17 protein-coding genes and 1 riboswitch are annotated in these 14,126 nt (G+C 72.7%); of the genes, 9 read left to right on the forward strand and 8 right to left on the reverse strand.

The annotated features are described in order from the left end of the window. Positions 1-349: 349 nt before the first annotated feature. Positions 350-1,003 (forward strand): C39 family peptidase, encoded by a 654-nt coding sequence (locus ACIBTV_RS22725; RefSeq protein ID WP_396707809.1) that lies wholly within the window; start codon positions 350-352, stop codon positions 1,001-1,003. Positions 1,004-1,213: 210 nt separating this feature from the next. Here ACIBTV_RS22725 and dusB read toward each other — a convergent pair whose 3' ends face one another. From dusB to ACIBTV_RS22745, 4 genes are all read right to left on the reverse strand, one after another. Next, positions 1,214-2,386, reverse strand: a complete 1,173-nt coding sequence (gene dusB, locus ACIBTV_RS22730) for a tRNA dihydrouridine synthase DusB (RefSeq protein WP_396707811.1) — start codon at positions 2,384-2,386, stop codon at positions 1,214-1,216. Positions 2,387-2,530: 144 nt separating this feature from the next. Then, complete coding sequence (locus ACIBTV_RS22735; protein ID WP_396707813.1) at positions 2,531-3,910, reverse strand: glycine--tRNA ligase; 1,380 nt, start codon at positions 3,908-3,910, stop codon at positions 2,531-2,533. Between the two features lie 134 nt (positions 3,911-4,044). Beyond that, positions 4,045-4,614 (reverse strand): hypothetical protein, encoded by a 570-nt coding sequence (locus ACIBTV_RS22740; protein WP_396707815.1) that lies wholly within the window; start codon positions 4,612-4,614, stop codon positions 4,045-4,047. Between the two features lie 24 nt (positions 4,615-4,638). Continuing rightward, entirely contained in the window at positions 4,639-4,980 is a 342-nt protein-coding gene (locus ACIBTV_RS22745) for an antibiotic biosynthesis monooxygenase family protein (protein WP_396707816.1), read from the reverse strand. A 26-nt stretch (positions 4,981-5,006) separates the two neighbouring features. Between ACIBTV_RS22745 and ACIBTV_RS22750 the strand changes: the two genes are divergently transcribed. From ACIBTV_RS22750 to ACIBTV_RS22785, 8 genes are all read left to right on the forward strand, one after another. Beyond that, positions 5,007-5,264 carry a hypothetical protein gene (locus ACIBTV_RS22750; RefSeq protein WP_396707817.1) on the forward strand — a complete coding sequence of 86 codons (258 nt, stop codon included), beginning with the start codon at positions 5,007-5,009 and terminating at the stop codon, positions 5,262-5,264. A gap of 54 nt (positions 5,265-5,318) precedes the next feature. After that, a complete protein-coding gene (locus tag ACIBTV_RS22755) occupies positions 5,319-6,266 on the forward strand; it encodes a metal ABC transporter substrate-binding protein (protein WP_396707818.1) in 948 nt (315 codons plus the stop codon). After that, positions 6,263-7,024, forward strand: coding sequence for a metal ABC transporter ATP-binding protein (locus ACIBTV_RS22760; RefSeq protein ID WP_396707820.1), 762 nt, complete (start codon positions 6,263-6,265; stop codon positions 7,022-7,024). Before ACIBTV_RS22755 ends, ACIBTV_RS22760 begins: the two co-directional genes overlap by 4 nt. A 1-nt stretch (position 7,025) precedes the next feature. After that, positions 7,026-7,892, forward strand: coding sequence for a metal ABC transporter permease (locus ACIBTV_RS22765; protein WP_396707822.1), 867 nt, complete (start codon positions 7,026-7,028; stop codon positions 7,890-7,892). 43 nt (positions 7,893-7,935) lie between these two features. Next, the gene (locus ACIBTV_RS22770) at positions 7,936-8,235 is read left to right on the forward strand and encodes a helix-turn-helix transcriptional regulator (protein ID WP_091596021.1); all 300 of its coding nucleotides are present in this window, start codon (positions 7,936-7,938) and stop codon (positions 8,233-8,235) included. 25 nt (positions 8,236-8,260) lie between these two features. Next, positions 8,261-8,662 (forward strand): Fur family transcriptional regulator, encoded by a 402-nt coding sequence (locus tag ACIBTV_RS22775; RefSeq protein ID WP_396707824.1) that lies wholly within the window; start codon positions 8,261-8,263, stop codon positions 8,660-8,662. Between the two features lie 75 nt (positions 8,663-8,737). Then, complete coding sequence (locus ACIBTV_RS22780; protein WP_396707826.1) at positions 8,738-9,343, forward strand: hypothetical protein; 606 nt, start codon at positions 8,738-8,740, stop codon at positions 9,341-9,343. Positions 9,344-9,352: 9 nt separating this feature from the next. Beyond that, on the forward strand, positions 9,353-9,520 hold the full coding sequence (locus ACIBTV_RS22785) for a hypothetical protein (protein WP_396707828.1): 168 nt from the start codon (positions 9,353-9,355) through the stop codon (positions 9,518-9,520). 51 nt (positions 9,521-9,571) lie between these two features. On the opposite strand, the gene ACIBTV_RS22790 is transcribed toward ACIBTV_RS22785, so the two are convergent. The 4 genes from ACIBTV_RS22790 to ACIBTV_RS22805 all read right to left on the reverse strand — a co-directional run bounded on the left by ACIBTV_RS22790 (position 9,572) and on the right by ACIBTV_RS22805 (position 13,935). After that, positions 9,572-11,584 (reverse strand): acyl-CoA dehydrogenase family protein, encoded by a 2,013-nt coding sequence (locus ACIBTV_RS22790; protein ID WP_396707830.1) that lies wholly within the window; start codon positions 11,582-11,584, stop codon positions 9,572-9,574. 115 nt (positions 11,585-11,699) lie between these two features. After that, positions 11,700-12,200: a DUF6328 family protein gene (locus ACIBTV_RS22795; RefSeq protein WP_396707832.1), complete on the reverse strand. Its 501-nt coding sequence runs from the start codon at positions 12,198-12,200 to the stop codon at positions 11,700-11,702. Between the two features lie 152 nt (positions 12,201-12,352). Further along, positions 12,353-13,102: a sugar isomerase domain-containing protein gene (locus ACIBTV_RS22800; protein ID WP_396707834.1), complete on the reverse strand. Its 750-nt coding sequence runs from the start codon at positions 13,100-13,102 to the stop codon at positions 12,353-12,355. Beyond that, positions 13,099-13,935, reverse strand: a complete 837-nt coding sequence (locus ACIBTV_RS22805; protein ID WP_396707836.1) for an alpha/beta fold hydrolase — start codon at positions 13,933-13,935, stop codon at positions 13,099-13,101. Before ACIBTV_RS22805 ends, ACIBTV_RS22800 begins: the two co-directional genes overlap by 4 nt. Positions 13,936-14,009: 74 nt before the next feature. Further along, positions 14,010-14,115, forward strand: a riboswitch (TPP riboswitch). The last annotated feature ends 11 nt before the right edge of the window (positions 14,116-14,126 follow it).

Raw genomic sequence — 14,126 nt, forward strand, 5'->3', positions numbered from 1 at the left:
CCCCCGGCCGTGACCGTCTCCGACCGACCGGCCCCGGGAATCACCCGGCCCCCGCCGGTCGTTGCACCCCCGACGCCGCCAGCCCCACAAGCGCGGCCGTCACCGACCGACCGGGTCGCGGAATCACCGCCCCCCGCCGGTCGTTGAACACTCCCGACGCCGCCAGCCCCACAGGCGCGGCCGTCACCGACCCGGCCCCGGGAATCACCCGGCCGCCCCGGTCGTTGCACACCCCCCGGAGCCACCAGGCAGGCCACGCCGCCGCCGGACTCCACCCCCCGAATCTCTCCCGGCACCCGCCCCCCCTTGCGGGCTGCCGCGCACCCCCGAACAGAGAGGCACACACATCATGCGTACCGATCTGATCCGCAAGACCGTCCTCACCGCAGCCGGAATCGCCGCCGCCGGCGGCGGCATCGCCGGCCCCGCCATCGCCGCCCACGCCGCCGAAGCCAAGCCCGCCAGCCAGGTCCAGGACCGCAAGAACACCGGCGGCGAGCGTGAACTCAACGTCCGCTACGAAGCCCAGCCCAACTTCTACTACTGCGGCCCCGCCGCCACCCGCAACGCCCTCTCCGTCCAGGGCAAGGACATCAACGTCGACGCCATGGCCAAGGAAATGGGCACCACCGAAGCCGGCACCAACTCCATCAACGACATCACCCCCGTCCTGAACAAGGAGACCGGCAGCAACGCCTACCACTCGGTGGAGATCTCCAACCCCAACGCCAACGACAAGCAGACCGACCAGCTCAAGACTGACGTTGTGCGCACCGTCGACGACGGACGCGCCGTGGTCGCCAACATCGCCGGCACCACCACCGACACCGACGGCAACACCCACTCCTTCGAAGGCGGCCACTACATCAGCGTCGTGGGCTACCGCGACGGCGGCACCGAAGTGAAGATCGCCGACTCCGCCGACCCCAACACCGCCTCCTACTGGGTCACCGTCGACCACCTCGCCGACTGGATCGCCACCCGCGGCTACTCCACCAACTGACCCCAAACAGCACCACAGCAGAAACCGACAGGGCCGGCCCCCATCACGGGGGCCGGCCCTTCGTCGTGTCGGAGGTGCCAACCGCAGCCGCCGACCGGCGAACCGACCCGCAGCCAGCAACCGCCGACCGATGACCGGCGACCGGGCGACCCGCGACGAGCAGCCAGCAACCCGCGACCGGCGACCGGCGACCGGCGACCGGCGAGAGCGTCAGCCGCCGGAGTCGGCCAGCTCGGCGCCCTCGGGGACCGTGTCGTCGTCGCGGCTGGCGAGCCAACCGTCGGGCAGGAAGACCTTGCCGGGCGAGTTGGTACGGCCTCGCGGCTGGCCCAGGGTGGCGACCGGGAACGGCTCGGCCCCGTCGAGCTTGCCGAGCAGGTCGTCCAGCTGGGCCAGGCTCTCGATCATCGCCAGTTCCCGGCGGAGTTCGCTGCCGACCGGGAAGCCCTTGAGGTACCAGGCGACGTGCTTGCGGAAGTCGGTGCAGCCGTCCCGCTCGCCCCGCTCCGGCGTACGCGAGCCGACGGTGAACTGGTCGACCAGCAGCTCAGCGTGCCGGCGCATGGTGGCGGCGACCTCCCCGAGGCTGGGCAGCCGGCGCTCGGGGCGGCCGTTGAAGGCGGCCTCCAGGTCGGCGAAGAGCCACGGCCGCCCGAGGCAGCCACGCCCGATCACGACCCCGTCGACGCCGGTGTGCGCGACCATCCGCAGCGCGTCGTCGGCCTCCCAGATGTCGCCGTTGCCGAGCACCGGCACGTCCAGCGCCTGCTTGAGGGTGGCGATCGCGTCCCAGTCGGCGGTGCCCGAGTAGCGCTGCGCGGCCGTACGCCCGTGCAGGGCGACGGCGGCGACGCCGGCGTCCTGGGCGGCGAGCCCGGCCTCGACGTACGTCAGGTGGTCGTCGTCGATGCCCTTGCGCATCTTGACGGTGACCGGCACGCCGGCGGGTGAGGCGGCGTCCACCGCGGCCCGCACCAGCCGGGCGAAGAGCCGGCGCCGCCACGGCAGGGCCGCCCCGCCGCCACGCCGGGTGACCTTCGGGACCGGGCAGCCGAAGTTCAGGTCGATGTGGTCGGCGAGGTTCCGTTCGACGACGATCCGCACGGCGGCGGCGGTGGTCTCCGGGTCGGTGCCGTAGAGCTGGAGGCTGCGCGGCTTCTCGTCCTCGCCGAAGGCGATCATCCGCAGCGTCTTCGGGTTCCGCTCGACCAGCGCGACGGTGGTGATCATCTCGCAGACGTAGATGCCGCCGCCCTGCTCCCGGCAGAGCTGCCGGAAACCGACGTTGGTGATCCCGGCCATCGGCGCGAGCACCACCGGCGGCCAGACCTGGTGCGGGCCGAGGGTGAGCGGGCGCAGGGCGGGCAGGGTCGCGGCGGTCACCGGACAAGTGTACGGAGGGTGCCGGCTCACGGTCGGACGACGGTGAGCCGGGAGCGGCCCCCGGACTGACGCTGGCCGTCTACACCCCGGTCTGAACGCGTCGAGGGCCCCGACCGGCGGTGGTCGGGGCCCTCGACGCGGTGCTCAGCAGCCGGGCAGGCGCTCGATCAGGTAGCGCTCGACCTGGTCCAGGGAGACCCGCTCCTGGGCCATGGTGTCCCGGTTGCGGACGGTCACGGCGTTGTCGTCGAGGGTGTCGAAGTCGACGGTGACGCAGAACGGCGTGCCGATCTCGTCCTGCCGGCGGTAGCGGCGGCCGATCGCCTGGGAGTCGTCGAACTCCACCACCCAGCGCTTGCGCAGCGTGGCCGCCAACTCCTTGGCCTTCGGGGAGAGCGCCTCGTTGCGCGACAGCGGCAGGACCGCGACCTTCACCGGCGCCAGCCGCGGGTCGAAGCGCATGACCGTCCGCTTGTCCACGCCGCCCTTGGTGTTCGGCGCCTCATCCTCGTCGTACGCCTCGAGGAGGAACGCGAGCACGGCCCGGGTGAGGCCGGCGGCCGGCTCGATGACGTACGGCGTCCAGCGCTCGCCCTTGGTCTGGTCGAAGTACGACAGGTCGACGCCGGAGTGCTTGCTGTGCGTGGACAGGTCGAAGTCGGTCCGGTTGGCGACGCCCTCCAGCTCGGCGAACTCGGTGCCGCCGAACTGGAAGCGGTACTCGATGTCGACCGTGCGCTTCGAGTAGTGGGAGAGCTTCTCCTTCGGGTGCTCGTAGAAGCGCAGGTTGTCCCGAGAGAGGCCCAGGTCGAGGTACCAGTTCCAGCGCTCCTGGAGCCAGTACTCGTGCCACTGCTCGTCGGCGCCCGGCTCGACGAAGAACTCCATCTCCATCTGCTCGAACTCACGCGTACGGAAGATGAAGTTGCCCGGGGTGATCTCGTTGCGGAACGACTTGCCGGTCTGCGCGATGCCGAACGGCGGCTTCTTGCGGGCGACGGTCTCGACGTTCTTGTAGTTGACGAAGATGCCCTGGGCGGTCTCCGGCCGCAGGTAGTGCAGACCCTCGTCGCTCTCCACCGGGCCCAGGTAGGTCTTCATCAGGCCGTTGAACATCTTCGGCTCGGTGAAGGTGCCCTTGTTCCCGCAGTTGGGGCAGTTCAGCTCGGAGAGCGATGTCAGCGGCTTGCCGTGCTTCTCGGCGTACGCCTCTTCCAGGTGGTCGGCGCGGTAACGCTTGTGGCAGAACTGGCACTCGGTCAGCGGGTCGACGAACTCGGCGATGTGGCCGGACGCCTCCCAGACCTGGCGGGCCAGGATGACCGCCGAGTCCAGGCCGACGACGTCGTCGCGCTGCTGGACCATGGCCTTCCACCACTGCCGGCGGACGTTCTCCTTCAGCTCCACGCCGAGCGGACCGTAGTCCCACGCCGACCGGGTGCCCCCGTAGATCTCGCTGGAGGGAAAGACGAAGCCTCGGCGCTTGGCGAGGCTGACGATGGCGTCGATACGGTCGGCTGGCATGTTTCCTCCTACGCCGGCTGGCGGCCGGCGGGGACGCGGTTGGTCGCTGGGGACCGGACAGGGACGAATGGATCAGTTCGGGACCACGGTACGACCCGTCGGGCCCCGGGCCCAGCAGAATACCGGGGGGCGGGTCAGTTGACCCCGCACACCTCCATGCCGCCGGTCTGCTGGTCCTGGCCGAGGATGACCTGCTGCCGCTCGCGCCGCCCGCCCTCCAGGGTCACGTCGACGGGGACGGTGAGGTTGGTGGTGTCGACCTCACCGACGCGGAACGTGGCGACCTGCGGCTCCGCGGCGACCCGCCGCTCGAACTCCGCCCGCGACTCGCCGCGCTTGGCGTCGTCGCAGAGCTGGTCGTACGCCGCGCCGAACTTCCGGTCCACGAGCGCCTGGTAGTAGTCGGTGGAGACCGTGCGGCCCTGCTCCCGGACCGCCTGCACGCCACTGACGGCGAGGCCGACGACCGCGGCGCCACCCCCGCCGAAGCAGAGCACCAGGGCGAGCGCGCCGACCCCGAGGGCCAGCCACAGTCGGGCCCGACGGCCCTCGGTGGGTGGGGCGGCGAACGGTGGCGCCACCCCGGGGCCCGGCGGGGGGGCCGGCGGCCCGGGCGGCGGAGCCGGTACGCCGGGCGGCTGCCCGCCGTCGTGCCCGGGCGGCGCGGGGTGCGGCGGTGGGGCCGCCGGTCCGGGAGCGGTCATACGAGCAGGGTAGTGCCCGCGGGCTCAGCGGTAAGGACCAGCGGCCCGATCACTCGCGGTCACCACGACCGCCCCGCCCGGCGCGGCGCTGGCCAGCGCCTCGTACGCGGACGGCTCGTCGACCGACTGGGCGAGCAGCGGGACGGCGCTGACCTTGACTTCGAAGCCGCCGAGCGCCCGGCGGTAGGCGCCCACGGACTCCCACTCGGTGACCAGGCTCCAGTGCCGCGGGTCGTCGAGTGCCCGGACCAGTTGGCCGCGGAGGTAGCCGGGGCAGGCGGCGAGCGCGGTGAGGGCGGCGTGCGCCCGCTCCGTGAAGTCGTCCGCGACATCGACCTCGACCACGAACCGGTTGGTCACCAGCACCGGTGCCTCCTCGTAGAGTCTGTGGGATGCAGCGTACGCAGAACCCCCTGCTTGTCCGGTTGGCCCGGGCCAACCCGACCGCGGTGTTCCTGATCACCCTGGTGCTGGTGCTGATCGCCCTGTTCGCGCCCGGCCCGGTCGGCGGGGCGCTGCTGCTGGCGCTGGCCGCCGCCCTGATCGCGCTGCTGGCGACGACCTGGCGGGTGCAGGCGCCACAGACCCGGCTGCTTCGGCTTGTGATGCTGACCCTCTTGGTGGCCGTCGCCTTGGTGAAGCTGCTCTGACATGCAATCATGCGTTTTTGACAATCATTATCGTTCCCGCGGACAGTTGAGAACATGAACAAGTGCTCCACTTCGCGCGTCCTGGCCGCGGCCACCGCCACCCTGCTCACCCTCGGCGGTGCTGCCGCCTGCTCCACCGACGGCCCGGCCGGCGCCGACCCGCAGCGGGTCGACGTGGTGGCCGCCTTCTACCCGCTCCAGTTCATCGCCGAGCGGGTCGGCGGTGACGCCGTCCGGGTGACCAACCTCGTCAAGCCGGGCGCTGAGCCGCACGACCTGGAGCTCAACCCGGGCCAGGTCGGCCAGATCACCGAGGCCGAGCTGATCGTCTACCTCAAGGGCTTCCAGCCCGCCGTCGACGAGGCCGTCGACCAGAACGCCACCGAGCGGGCGTTCGACGTCACGACCGTCCAGCCGCTGCGGGACGCCGCCGCCGGCGGCCACGAGCACGAGGGCGAGGAGGCGGCCGACGACCACGCGGAGAGCGGCGGCAAGGACCCGCACCTCTGGCTCGACCCGACCCGCCTCGCCACCGTCGCCGACCGCCTCGCCGAACGGCTGGGCAAGGCCGACCCGGACCGGGCCGCCGACTACGCGGCACGGGCGAAGACATTGCACGCCGACCTGGAGCAGCTGGACGCCGACTTCACCGCCGGGCTCAAGACCTGCGCGCGGCGGGAGATCGTGACCAGCCACACCGCGTTCGGCTACCTGGCCGAGCGCTACCACCTGGAGCAGGTGGGCATCACCGGTCTCGCCCCGGAGACCGAGCCCTCGCCGCAGCGGCTGGCCGCGGTCGCCCAGGAGGCACGCGAGCACAAGGCCACCACGATCTTCTTCGAGACCCTGGTCAGCCCGAAGGTCGCCGAGACCATCGCGGCCGAGGTCGGCGCGAAGACCGCCGTGCTCGACCCGATCGAGGGCGGGCCGGCCGACGGCGACTACCTCTCGGCGATGCGCGGCAACCTCCAGACCCTGCGGACAGCCTTGGACTGCTCATGACCGAACCCGTCATCCAGGTCGAGCACGGAGCGGTCGGCTATGACGGCCGCCCCGTGCTCCGGGACGTCTCGCTGACCGTGACCGCCGGTGAGGTGGTCGCGGTCCTCGGCGCCAACGGCTCCGGCAAGTCGACCCTGATCCGGGCGGTGCTCGGCCTGGTACCGCTGACCGCCGGCTCGGTCACCCTCTTCGGCCGCCCGCAGCGTCGGTTCCGGCAGTGGGAGCGCATCGGGTACGTCCCGCAGCGGCTGGGCGCGGGCGGCGGCGTCCCGGCCACCGTCCGGGAGGTGGTGGCCTCCGGCCGCCTCGCCCGACGGGGCATCCTCCGCCCGTCCGGCGCCGCCGACCGGGTGGCCGTCGACACGGCCCTGCGCGCGGTGGGCCTCGCCGACCGCGCCGGTGACCCGGTCGCCACCCTCTCCGGCGGGCAGCAGCAGCGCACCCTGATCGCCCGGGCCCTGGCCGGCCAGCCGGAGCTGCTGGTCCTCGACGAGCCCACCGCGGGGGTCGACGCCACCAGCCAGGACGCCTTCGCCGGCGCGCTGCGCGACTTCGTCGCCGGCGGCGGGACGGTGCTGCTGGTGGCCCACGAACTTGGGCCGCTGCGCCCGCTGATCAGCCGGGCGGTGGTCGTCCACGCCGGTGGGATCTGCCATGACGGCCCGGTGCCGGATCCCGCCGGCCACCACGCCGAGCCCGGCCACGACCACGTGCACCCGCACTGTCCCGACGAGCCCGTCGGGCTCTGGAGCAACTGACATGGAACTCTTCCAGTACCCCTACATGCAGCGCGCCCTGATCGCCGCGCTGATCATCGGCCTGGCCGCCCCGGCGCTCGGGATCTACCTGGTGCAGCGTCGGCTGGCCCTGATCGGCGACGGGATCGGGCACGTGGCGCTGACCGGCGTCGGCGCCGGCCTGCTGCTCAACCGGTCCCCGGTGCTCGTGGCGGTGATCGTGGCCAGCCTCGGCGCGATCGCCATCGAGGTGGTCCGCGCCCGCGGGCGTACGTCGGGAGACCTCGCGCTGGCGTTGCTCTTCTACGGCGGCATCGCCGGCGGCGTGATGCTGGTCGGGCTCTCCGACAGCACCCCGGCGAACCTCGTCTCGTACCTGTTCGGGTCGCTCATCACCATCTCGACGCCCGACCTGACCACCATCGTGATCCTCGGCGTGGCGATCCTGGTGCTCATGCTCGCGTTGCGCCCGGCGCTGTTCGCGGTCTCCCACGACGAGGAGTACGCCCGCGTCTCCGGCCTGCCGGTGCGGACGCTGAACATGCTGATCGCGGTGACCACCGCGGTCACCGTGACCATCGCCATGCGCGCGGTCGGCGTCCTGCTGATCAGCGCGCTGATGGTGGTGCCGGTCGCCGCCGCCCAGCAGGTCGCCCGCGGCTTCCTCACCACCATGACGGCCGCCATGGCGCTCGGACTGTTCGCCGCCGGGTCGGGGGTCTGGGTGGCGGCCACCGCCGACACCGCGCCCGGCGCGTCGGTGGTGCTGATGGCGATCGCCTCGTTCCTGGTGGTCGCGCTGGCCGCCGCGGCGTGGCGGCTGCTGCGCCGGCGCGCCGCACCGGCCCCGGTCCCGGCGCCCGAGCCGCACGAGGTCGTGCTCCAGTGATGCTGATCGTCGCGCGGCCCGCGGTATTGGTTACCGTTACAGCGTGAGCGGCGGATCCGGCTACGACGGCTTCGAGGGTGCCAGCGAGCTGTTGCGTGCCCTGTCGGCGCCCATCCGGCTGGCGATCGTCAGCGAACTCGCCGGCGGCGAGCGGTGCGTCCACGAGTTGGTGGAGAAGCTCGCCGTGGCGCAGCCGCTGGTGTCGCAGCACCTGCGGGTGCTGCGGGGTGCCGGCGTGGTGCGGGGCTCGCGCCGCGGTAGGGAGATCGCGTACAGCCTGGTCGACGAGCACGTCGCGCACATCGTGGCGGACGCGGTGAGTCACGCCGGGGAGGGTTCATGATTCTGCGACCGGTCGGAGGTGGCACATGGTGAGTGACAGCGGTGCCGCCGTCCGCAACACCCGCCAGCGCAGCGCGGTCAGCGCCCTGCTGGGTGAGGTCGAGGGTTTCCACAGCGCGCAGGACCTGCACGCGATGCTCCGCGCGCGCGGCGAGCGGGTCGGTCTGACCACGGTCTACCGGACGCTGCAGGGGTTGGCCGACGCCGGCGAGATCGACGTGATGCGCCCGCCGGGCGGCGAGCACCTCTACCGCCGGTGCAGCGAGGGACACCACCACCACCTGGTCTGCCGGGCCTGCGGGCGGACGGTGGAGGTGGCCGGGCCGGCGGTGGAGTCCTGGGCCGAACGGGTCGCCGACCAGCACGGCTACGCCGACGTGAGCCACACCCTGGAGATCTTCGGCACCTGCCGGTCCTGCGTCCACTGACGCCCCGACCGCACGGCTTCCCGCCGGGGCGCGGGGCGGATGCCGGGGACGGCCATCCGTGGCACGCTGTCCGGCGTGAAAATCTACGCCGATCGCTTCCCGACCGCCGTCCGTCAGTTCCTCACCGACCTGCTCGTCGTCGCCTGGGTGTACGCGGCGATCCGCTTCGCGCTGTGGCTGCACGATCTGGTCCAGAAGCTCGCCGTACCCGGGCAGAAGCTGGAAGGGGCCGGCGGCGGTCTCGCCGACAACCTCGCCGAGGCCGGCGGCAAGGTCGGCCGGGTGCCGCTGGTAGGTGACGAGCTGACCGCGCCGTTCGAACGCGCGGCCGACGCGGCCCGCGCCCTCGCCGAGGCCGGACGCGACCAGCAGCACCTGGTCGACCAGCTGGCCCTCGCCCTCGCCATCGCGGTGCTGGTCTTCCCACTCGGCCTGGTGCTCGTCGGGTGGCTGCCGCTGCGGCTGCGCTGGATGCGTCGCGCCGGGTCGGCCGCGAAGCTGGCCGCCGCGCCCGCCGGCCGGGACCTGCTCGCCCTGCGCGCCCTCGCCACCCAGCCGCTGGGCCGGCTGACGCGGATCGCCCCGGACGTGGCCGAGGCGTGGCGTCGGGGCGACGACGCGACGGTCGACGCGCTCGCCTCCCTGGAGCTGCGCCGCCTCGGCCTGCGCGACGGCCGCTAAGGTCTTCGGGTGTTCTACTTCCTGCTCGTCATCGCCGCACTGCTGCTCGGCTACGCCGCCGTCCTGGTCAGCTTCGTCCGCAAGGGTCGCAAGATCCCGCCCGCGGCCTACCTGGGCCTGGCGGCGCTCAACGGGCTGATCCTCGCGGCGATCCTGGCCTGGGCGATCGCACGCTGAACCGCCGGGGGCCGCGCGGCGCGCCGGCTCCCGCCGATGGGCACCGGAGCGTCACTGCGGTGGCGGGATCCGGCGGCGGACGTCGGGGGTGGTCGACGGGCCGGGCGTCCAGGCGGCCACCCAGGGTGCGTCGGCGGGCGGCAGGACGACGCCGTCCTCCAGGGCGGCGTAGCGGCCGGCCAGGATGCGCTTGGCGGCGGCCACGTCCACCGAGTCGGTGTTGTCCCACAGCGCGGTGAAGAGCGCGTCGACCCGGACCCGGGCCTGGCGGCAGAACACGTCGGCCAACTCGACGTTCTCCGGCCGGGTGTCCCGCTCGGCGTGCGCCCGGACGCAGACCGCGGCCATCGCGAACAGCTCCGCGCCGATGTCCACGACCCGGCCCAGGAAAGCCTGCTTGCGTTCCATCTTTCCCTGCCAGCGGGACATGGCGTAGAACGTCGACCGGGCCAGTTTGCGCGACGAGCGCTCCACCACCCGCAGGTGGCCGGCGAGCCGGCCGAACTCCCCGTACGACCCGGGTGCCTGGCCGCGGCCGACGGCGAGGGTCGGCAGCCACCTCGCGTAGAACGCCCCGGCGCGGGCGCCCGCCCTGGCCTTGCGGCCGAGACCGGCGTCCGGGTCGATGATGTCGCCCGCGACGGACAGGTGGGCGTCGACGGCCTCGCGGGCGATCAGCAGGTGCATGATCTCCGTCGAGCCCTCGAAGATCCGGTTGATCCGCAGGTCACGCAGCATCTGCTCGACGGCGGCGGGGCGTTCGCCGCGAGCGGTCAACGACTCCGCGGTCTCGTAGCCACGGCCACCCCGGATCTGGATGAGGTCGTCGGCGATCCGCCAGGCCATCTCGCTCGCGTAGAGCTTGACCAGAGCCGCCTCGATGCGGATGTCGTTGCGGTCGTCGTCGGCGAGCAGGCAGCAGAGGTCGAGCATCGTCTCCATGCCGTAGGTGGTCGCGGCGATGAAGGAGAGCTTCTGGGCGACCGCCTCGTGCTCGCCGACCGCCCGGCCCCACTGCACGCGGTCGGCCGCCCACTCCCGGGCCACGTTGAGCGACCACTTGCCGGCGCCCACGCACATCGCGGGCAGCGACAGCCGGCCGGTGTTCAGGGTGGTCAGCGCGATCTTCAGACCCTTGCCCTCGCCACCGATGACGTTCTCGGACGGCACGAAGACGTCGTGGAACCGGGTGACGCTGTTCTCCAGGCCGCGCAGGCCGAGGAACGAGTTGCGCCGCTCGACGGTGATGCCCTCGGCGTCGCCCTCGACGACGAACGCGGTGATCCCGCCACGCCGCCCCTCGGCGGCCGGCACCCGGGCCATCACCACCAGCAGCGTCGCCACGGTGCCGTTGGTGGCCCAGAGCTTCACCCCGTTGAGCCGGTAGCCGGTGCCGTCCTCGGTCGGCTCGGCGGTGGTGCCCAGCCGGGCCGGGTCGGAGCCGACGTCGGGCTCGGTGAGCAGGAACGCCGACACCTCGCCGGCGGCGAGCCGGGGCAGGAACCGCTGCTTCTGCTCGGCGGTGCCGAACATCTTCAGCGGCTGCGGCACGCCGATGGACTGGTGTGCGGAGAGCAGCGCGCCGATGGCCGGGCTGATCGAGCCGGCCAGCATCAGCGCCCGGCAGTATTGGAGGTTGCTCAGCCCGAGGCCGCCGTGGGAGCGGTCGATCTTCATGCCGAACGCGCCGAGCCGGGCCAGACCGTGGAACACCTCGTCGGGGATGTGCGCGTCCCGCTCGATCGCGACGCCGTCGACCTCAGTGGTGAGGAAGACCCGCAGCCGGTCGAGGAACTCCTCGGCCCGGGCGTCCTCCGCCGGATCGGAACGCGGCCACGGGTCGATCAGGTCGAGCCGGAACCGGCCGAGGAAGAGCTCCTTGCCGAAGCTCGGACGGTCCCAGGTGGACTGACGGGCGGCCTCGGCGACCTGGCGGGCCTCCTTCTCGGAGACCTGGCCCGCCTCCGTGGGCAGCGGGGCGGCGGCGCCACCGCTGGTGTCGGGTCGCTCCGGGCCGTCGCCGGACTCGCCCGGCGCGGGTCGGCTGTTCTGCGTCGTGGTCACGGCTGCCCCCTCGAACCTCGGTCCGCTGCGTCAACGTGCTCGACACCCGCAACGCTACCCCCGGGTGTTACCCAGGGGTAGCGTTCCGTGATGATCGAGTTTCGCCGATCGGCGGTCAGTCGTTCGCCACCCGTGGGCTGTCGTCCTCGTCGTCGATGTCGTCGTCGCCCCAGTTACGCCGGGCGAACGGCAGCGCCGCCCAGAAGGTGAGGAACCAGAGCCCGGTCAGCGCGCTGAGCAGGAAGGCGATCGGACGGTCGAGCACGAAGTCGGTGATCAGCAGCACCGCGCTGACCATCGAGATCAGCATGAACGCCAGGCCGCCGGTGGCCATCCGGTGCGCGAAGCGGACCAGCTCCGGCTTGCGGCCCTGACGGAACAGCGCCCGGTGGAACGCCACCGGCGAGATGATCAGCGCGGTGGCGGACGCCGCGGCGAGCAGCGCGACGATGTAGACGTCCTTCTGGAAGTCGCTGGTCCTGGTGAAGCCGTTGCTGAACGGCAGGGTCAGCAGGAACGCGAAGAGGATCTGCACGCCGGTCTGCGCCACCCGCAGCTCCTGGAGCAGGTCCGCGAAGTTGCGCTGCCAGCGTTGCTTCTCGGTTTCCTTCGACACGCGCTACCTCCGGTCCGGCGCTACTGCCGGCGGGTCCCGGCCGCCGGCAGCACGCCAATGCCCGATCGGGAGATCCGCGAAACCAGCTCACGACCGGGCCCGTCGGCGCCACCTGATCGATGGATCAGGCCGGGCGAGGAGGCGTCATCCCGTCAGGAACCGCGGCGGATGCGGCCCGCGTACCGGGCCTCCAGCGCGTGGTTGTGCTCGTCGCCGCCGGAGATGTTGGCCGACAGGTAGACCGGGGGCTGCTCCCCCGCGTCCAGCAGGCGCGCCACCACCTCGACCGTGATCTGCTGCGCGAGCAGCGCCGCCGTGATGGAGGAGACCGCGCCGACCGCGCCGCCGCCCGGCAGCGGCAGCGTCGCGTCGCCGTACGGGGCGCCGTTGTCCAGCACCACGTCGGCGAAGTCGGTCAGCTTCCGCCCGGACGGGTGGCGGGACGTCATCCGTCCGGAGTGCTGCGCGGAGGTGATCGCCACGAGCCCGTGGCCGCGCTCCTTCACCAGGGCCGCGAACTCGACGATCGCCCCGTTCACGCCGGAGTTCGAGGCCACCACGAAGACGTCCTGCGGTCGGATCGGCGCCAGCTCGTACAGGCGGTGCGCGACCGAGGGGTCCCGCTCCAACGTCGGCCCGAGCAGGTCGGCCGGCGCCCCGCCGAGCAGCACCAGGTCACGCAGCGCGATCCGGTTGGTGGGCACCAGCCCGCCGGCCCGCCCCGCGATCTCCATCGACAGCGCCTCGGAGTGCCCGGTGCCGAAGGCGTGCACCACCCCGTCGGCACGGATCGCGTCGGCGATCAGGTCGGCGGCCCGGCCGACTGCCTCCCGCTGGCTCGCCGCGACCCGGTCCATCGTCGCGGTCACCGTCGCCAGGTAACTCTCGGCGCTCAGCGTCATGACTCCTCCGTCCCCACCCGGGCGAGGATCGCCTCGGCCAGCGCCGCCGGAGCCTCGTCCGGGATCCAGTGGCTCACACCTGTCAACTCGACCAGGCGGTAGTCGCCCGGCACGTGGGCCGCGCAGGCCTGCGCGGCGGTCCGGCCGATCGCGGTGTCCCGGTCGCTCCACACGTACGTGGTGGGCACGGTCACCGGACCGACCGCCTTCAGGTCGGCCCCCGACATCGCCCGGTACCAGTTCAGCGCGCCGGTCATGGCACCCGGCGCCCGCATCGGGTCGGCGTAGCGGGCCACCCGGGTGGCGTCGCCGACACCGGAGAGCATCCGCCGCAGCGCGACGGCGTTCAGCGCCAGCAGCACCTTCTCCGCCTTGCCGCCGGGCTGGCGGAACAGCGCCATGTACGACGAGCGCGCCTTCTGCCGCACGTCGTGGCTCAGGGCGTACACGAAGGCGGCCGGGTGGGGCACGGACACCGCGGTCAGCGTGCGGACCCGGGCCGGGTGCTGCGCCGCGAGGCCCCAGGCGACGACGGCGCCCCAGTCGTGGCCGACCACGTGCGCGGCGTCGACGCCGAGCGCGTCGAGCACCGCCGTCGTGTCGGCCACCAGCTCGGGCACCCGGTAGGCGGCCACGTCGGCCGGTCGGGCGCCGGGCGAGTAGCCGCGCTGGTCGAGGGCGTACGTGCGCAGGCCGGCGGCGTGCAAGGCGGGCACGACGTCGTCCCACTCCCCGGCGTGCTGCGGGAAACCGTGCAGCAGGAGCACGGCCGGCCCGTCCTCCGGGCCACCGGCGCGGACGTCGAACGTGAGTCCCCGGGCGTCGATGCGCATGATCGGCAGCCTACCCAGGTCGGGCGGCATCGCCCCGCCCCTGCCCACGGTGCTAGCGTCTGCGGAAACAACTTCACATCCGACAGGGGAGCGCACAGCGCTGAGAGTGCGGGCCACGCCCGCAGACCCTCGAACCTGATCTGGGTAATGCCAGCGCAGGGAGTTCGGTCGACCTCCAGCCGCGCCGCCGT

Origin of the sequence: Micromonospora sp. NPDC049366, from assembly GCF_044466625.1 — a bacterium.
Lineage (GTDB): Bacteria > Actinomycetota > Actinomycetes > Mycobacteriales > Micromonosporaceae > Micromonospora.

What these genes read in the sequence shown, in the direction of transcription:
- ACIBTV_RS22725 (WP_396707809.1), top strand. Translation starts at nt 350, where the DNA reads ATGCGTACCGATCTGATCCGCAAGACCGTCCTCACCGCAGCCGGAATC.
- ACIBTV_RS22735 (WP_396707813.1), bottom strand. Translation starts at nt 3,910, where the DNA reads ATGCCAGCCGACCGTATCGACGCCATCGTCAGCCTCGCCAAGCGCCGA.
- ACIBTV_RS22740 (WP_396707815.1), bottom strand. Translation starts at nt 4,614, where the DNA reads ATGACCGCTCCCGGACCGGCGGCCCCACCGCCGCACCCCGCGCCGCCC.
- ACIBTV_RS22750 (WP_396707817.1), top strand. Translation starts at nt 5,007, where the DNA reads ATGCAGCGTACGCAGAACCCCCTGCTTGTCCGGTTGGCCCGGGCCAAC.
- ACIBTV_RS22755 (WP_396707818.1), top strand. Translation starts at nt 5,319, where the DNA reads ATGAACAAGTGCTCCACTTCGCGCGTCCTGGCCGCGGCCACCGCCACC.
- ACIBTV_RS22760 (WP_396707820.1), top strand. Translation starts at nt 6,263, where the DNA reads ATGACCGAACCCGTCATCCAGGTCGAGCACGGAGCGGTCGGCTATGAC.
- ACIBTV_RS22765 (WP_396707822.1), top strand. Translation starts at nt 7,026, where the DNA reads ATGGAACTCTTCCAGTACCCCTACATGCAGCGCGCCCTGATCGCCGCG.
- ACIBTV_RS22775 (WP_396707824.1), top strand. Translation starts at nt 8,261, where the DNA reads ATGGTGAGTGACAGCGGTGCCGCCGTCCGCAACACCCGCCAGCGCAGC.
- ACIBTV_RS22800 (WP_396707834.1), bottom strand. Translation starts at nt 13,102, where the DNA reads ATGACGCTGAGCGCCGAGAGTTACCTGGCGACGGTGACCGCGACGATG.
- ACIBTV_RS22805 (WP_396707836.1), bottom strand. Translation starts at nt 13,935, where the DNA reads ATGCGCATCGACGCCCGGGGACTCACGTTCGACGTCCGCGCCGGTGGC.